The organism is Streptomyces sp. ID05-39B, assembly GCF_033794725.1.
GTDB classification, from domain to species: Bacteria; Actinomycetota; Actinomycetes; order Streptomycetales; family Streptomycetaceae; genus Streptomyces; species Streptomyces bobili.
Map to the genome: position 1 here is coordinate 1 of NZ_JARGEF010000403.1, position 4166 is coordinate 4166.

The window sequence follows — 4166 nt, forward strand, 5'->3', positions numbered from 1 at the left end:
GTCCGCCTCCGGGCGGCGGGCGGATCGGGCTGGGTGGGGCGGCTAGTCCTGGGCGAGCCAGGTGGGGTCGACGTCGTGAATGTTGGTGGCGGTGGAGGCGCGGACGGCTTCGCTGATGCCGGAGTGGCTGGCCTTGGCCTGGTCGTGGGCGGCGCGGGCTGCCGCGGCGGTGTTGTCGCCGGCGCTGGCGTAGGCGATGGCGTCTTGGGACAGGCCGGACAGCAGCGTGGACAGCTGCCGGGTTTCGGCGACGGTGTCGGGGTCGATACGGCGGGCGCCGATCTGGTCGGAGATCCGGGCGGTCTCCTTGGCTTCGGTGTCGATGTGCTGGCCCCAGGCGCGCAGGGCGTCGGCGTCGCGGACGACCTGGCGGGACAGGCTGGTGACGGCGTGCAGGAGCTGGGTGTAGGTGCTGTCAGGCATGGGTGGGGGCTCCGTCCCGGTACCAGAAGAGCTTGGCGGGCTGGGTGGATTCGCTGTCGCAGACGGCCTTGTAGATGGCCTCGTAGCGGGTGGCGACGTTGGCGAGGAGGGTGTTGGTGGATTCGGCGGCTCGCACGGACCGGGCGTTGAGGTTGTCGGCGAGTCCGGCCTGGAGGGTGGCCTGTTCCTGGAGGCGGGTGAGGGAGGCGATGAGCTTGTCGCCGCCTTCGACGGCGCGGGCCTGCTCGGCGAGAGCGGCGGCGGCCGCGGCTTGTTCCTGGGCGTGCTGCTTGAGGGAGCGGGTGGCTTCAGCCGCCTTCTGCAGGCCGGTGGCCTTCTCGGTGAGGTTGCGTTCGTAGTGCTTGACGGTGCGGATCTCGCCTCGGGTGTGGGTCTGGCCGCCGGGCAGGGTGACGTGACTGGCGTTGATGTTGTGGACGGGGATGGGCTGGGGACCGGTCACGGCGGGGTCCTCCCGGTGCTTGAGGCGGTCGGTTCGGGCGGTGTCGAGGCGGGTCTTGTCGTGGGTGGTGGTTTTGCGGCCGTCGTCCCAGCCGTCGCGGGCGCCGTCGCGGTAGGCCTCTACGTGGCCGACGAGGCGGGCGGCGCGGTGGCCGTCGCGGTAGCCGGCTTCGCGGGAGGTCTGGGTGCGCGGGGGCTGTTCCGTACGGTCCGGAGCACTGGTGGTGCCGGTGGTGGGGGTGGGGGTCTTGCCGGTCTCGTCGGTTTTGCTGGTGCTGTCGGGGGTGGTCTTGGTCGTGCCGGTGCCGGGCTTGACGTTCTTCCCGGCAGAGTCCTTGCCGGGGACGTCCCTGCCGGGGGGCGTCTTGCCGGCGCCGTCCGCGCCCGCCCCGGCGCCGTCCGCGCCCTTGCCGGTGGCGTCCTTCCCGGGGGCCGTCTTCGGAGCGTCCTTCCCGGCGGTCTTGGTCAGGTCGGCGCCGGCCCCGGCCTTCTTGGCATCGCCGTTCGCGGACGTGGACTTGCCGGTGGTGTCGGCCGGCTTGGTGTCCGCAGCACCGGTTCCGGTGCCGGGCTTGGTCGTCTTGTCCTTGGCGCTGGTGTCCGTGGCGCCAGTGGAGGGCTTGGGGGCGTCCTTGCCCGGCTTGCCTTCCTTCCCGGCCTTGCCCTCCTTGGCCGCCCCGCCCCCGCCTGCACCCGCGCTTGCGGGGCCGTTGGCCTTGGAGCGGTCGGTGCTGGCCTTGGGCGTCTTGGGGCTGTCTCCGCCCGCACTCTTGGGACCACGCCGGTCGGTTGCGGCCGGGGTGGCCTGGCCCTTGCCCGCCGCGTTGTCCGTACGCCCGCGCCCGGTCCCGCCGCCGTCCTTGCCGCGCCCACCAGCACCAGAGCCACCGGAACTGTTTCCCGTGCCCCCGCTGGAGTTCTTCTGACCCTTTCCGGTCCCGCCACTGTTGGCCTTACCGGGGCCCTTTGCGGAATTCAGTCCGGACGAATTCTGTGTCCCTCGGGGAGACGGTGCGGGGCTGTTGTTGACGGATACCTGGCGGGTTTCCTTGACCTGCGCTGCCTGGTGGCGTGCCTTCTGCACGTCCAGGCGCTTGAGGTGAATGTCGGCGCCCTTGCGCCAGCGCTCTGCGGCGGCTCGGAGCATCGTTTTGACGACGCCCTCGCGGGGCTGCTGACCCTTGCCGGTCCCGGCACCGGTGCCGGGACCGGCAAGGGTCAGCAGCCCCGCGAGGGCGTCGTCAAAACGATGCTCCGAGCCGCCGCAGAGCGCTGGCGCAAGGGCGCCGACATTCACCTCAAGCGCCTGGACGTGCAGAAGGCACGCCACCAGGCAGCGCAGGTCAAGGAAACCCGCCAGGTATCCGTCAACAACAGCCCCGCACCGTCTCCCCGAGGGACACAGAATTCGTCCGGACTGAATTCCGCAAAGGGCCCCGGTAAGGCCAACAGTGGCGGGACCGGAAAGGGTCAGAAGAACTCCAGCGGGGGCACGGGAAACAGTTCCGGTGGCTCTGGTGCTGGTGGGCGCGGCAAGGACGGCGGCGGGACCGGGCGCGGGCGTACGGACAACGCGGCGGGCAAGGGCCAGGCCACCCCGGCCGCAACCGACCGGCGTGGTCCCAAGAGTGCGGGCGGAGACAGCCCCAAGACGCCCAAGGCCAGCACCGACCGCTCCAAGGCCAACGGCCCCGCAAGCGCGGGTGCAGGCGGGGGCGGGGCGGCCAAGGAGGGCAAGGCCGGGAAGGAAGGCAAGCCGGGCAAGGACGCCCCCAAGCCCTCCACTGGCGCCACGGACACCAGCGCCAAGGACAAGACGACCAAGCCCGGCACCGGAACCGGTGCTGCGGACACCAAGCCGGCCGACACCACCGGCAAGTCCACGTCCGCGAACGGCGATGCCAAGAAGGCCGGGGCCGGCGCCGACCTGACCAAGACCGCCGGGAAGGACGCTCCGAAGACGGCCCCCGGGAAGGACGCCACCGGCAAGGGCGCGGACGGCGCCGGGGCGGGCGCGGACGGCGCCGGCAAGACGCCCCCCGGCAGGGACGTCCCCGGCAAGGACTCTGCCGGGAAGAACGTCAAGCCCGGCACCGGCACGACCAAGACCACCCCCGACAGCACCAGCAAAACCGACGAGACCGGCAAGACCCCCACCCCCACCACCGGCACCACCAGTGCTCCGGACCGTACGGAACAGCCCCCGCGCACCCAGACCTCCCGCGAAGCCGGCTACCGCGACGGCCACCGCGCCGCCCGCCTCGTCGGCCACGTAGAGGCCTACCGCGACGGCGCCCGCGACGGCTGGGACGACGGCCGCAAAACCACCACCCACGACAAGACCCGCCTCGACACCGCCCGAACCGACCGCCTCAAGCACCGGGAGGACCCCGCCGTGACCGGTCCCCAGCCCATCCCCGTCCACAACATCAACGCCAGTCACGTCACCCTGCCCGGCGGCCAGACCCACACCCGAGGCGAGATCCGCACCGTCAAGCACTACGAACGCAACCTCACCGAGAAGGCCACCGGCCTGCAGAAGGCGGCTGAAGCCACCCGCTCCCTCAAGCAGCACGCCCAGGAACAAGCCGCGGCCGCCGCCGCTCTCGCCGAGCAGGCCCGCGCCGTCGAAGGCGGCGACAAGCTCATCGCCTCCCTCACCCGCCTCCAGGAACAGGCCACCCTCCAGGCCGGACTCGCCGACAACCTCAACGCCCGGTCCGTGCGAGCCGCCGAATCCACCAACACCCTCCTCGCCAACGTCGCCACCCGCTACGAGGCCATCTACAAGGCCGTCTGCGACAGCGAATCCACCCAGCCCGCCAAGCTCTTCTGGTACCGGGACGGAGCCCCCACCCATGCCTGACAGCACCTACACCCAGCTCCTGCACGCCGTCACCAGCCTGTCCCGCCAGGTCGTCCGCGACGCCGACGCCCTGCGCGCCTGGGGCCAGCACATCGACACCGAAGCCAAGGAGACCGCCCGGATCTCCGACCAGATCGGCGCCCGCCGTATCGACCCCGACACCGTCGCCGAAACCCGGCAGCTGTCCACGCTGCTGTCCGGCCTGTCCCAAGACGCCATCGCCTACGCCAGCGCCGGCGACAACACCGCCGCGGCAGCCCGCGCCGCCCACGACCAGGCCAAGGCCAGCCACTCCGGCATCAGCGAAGCCGTCCGCGCCTCCACCGCCACCAACATTCACGACGTCGACCCCACCTGGCTCGCCCAGGACTAGCCGCCCCACCCAGCCCGATCCGCCCGCCGCCCGGAGGCGGAC

The 4166-nt window shown here is 71.9% G+C and carries 4 protein-coding genes; 2 read left to right on the plus strand and 2 right to left on the minus strand.

Going from position 1 to position 4166, the window contains the following annotated elements:
• Positions 1–42 precede the first annotated feature (42 nt).
• Both P1P75_RS40055 and P1P75_RS40050 read right to left on the minus strand, forming a co-directional pair.
• Entirely contained in the window at positions 43–423 is a 381-nt protein-coding gene (locus tag P1P75_RS40055) for a hypothetical protein (RefSeq protein WP_319264620.1), read from the minus strand.
• Complete coding sequence (locus P1P75_RS40050) at positions 416–2032, minus strand: hypothetical protein (RefSeq protein ID WP_319264621.1); 1617 nt, start codon at positions 2030–2032, stop codon at positions 416–418. The genes P1P75_RS40055 and P1P75_RS40050 overlap by 8 nt, the downstream gene beginning before the upstream one ends.
• 102 nt (positions 2033–2134) lie before the next feature.
• Here P1P75_RS40050 and P1P75_RS40045 point away from each other — a divergent pair, with 102 nt between their 5' ends.
• Together P1P75_RS40045 and P1P75_RS40040 are read left to right on the plus strand one after the other, a co-directional pair.
• Entirely contained in the window at positions 2135–3751 is a 1617-nt protein-coding gene (locus P1P75_RS40045; protein ID WP_319264621.1) for a hypothetical protein, read from the plus strand.
• On the plus strand, positions 3744–4124 hold the full coding sequence (locus P1P75_RS40040; protein ID WP_319264620.1) for a hypothetical protein: 381 nt from the start codon (positions 3744–3746) through the stop codon (positions 4122–4124). The genes P1P75_RS40045 and P1P75_RS40040 overlap by 8 nt, the downstream gene beginning before the upstream one ends.
• Positions 4125–4166: the final 42 nt, after the last annotated feature.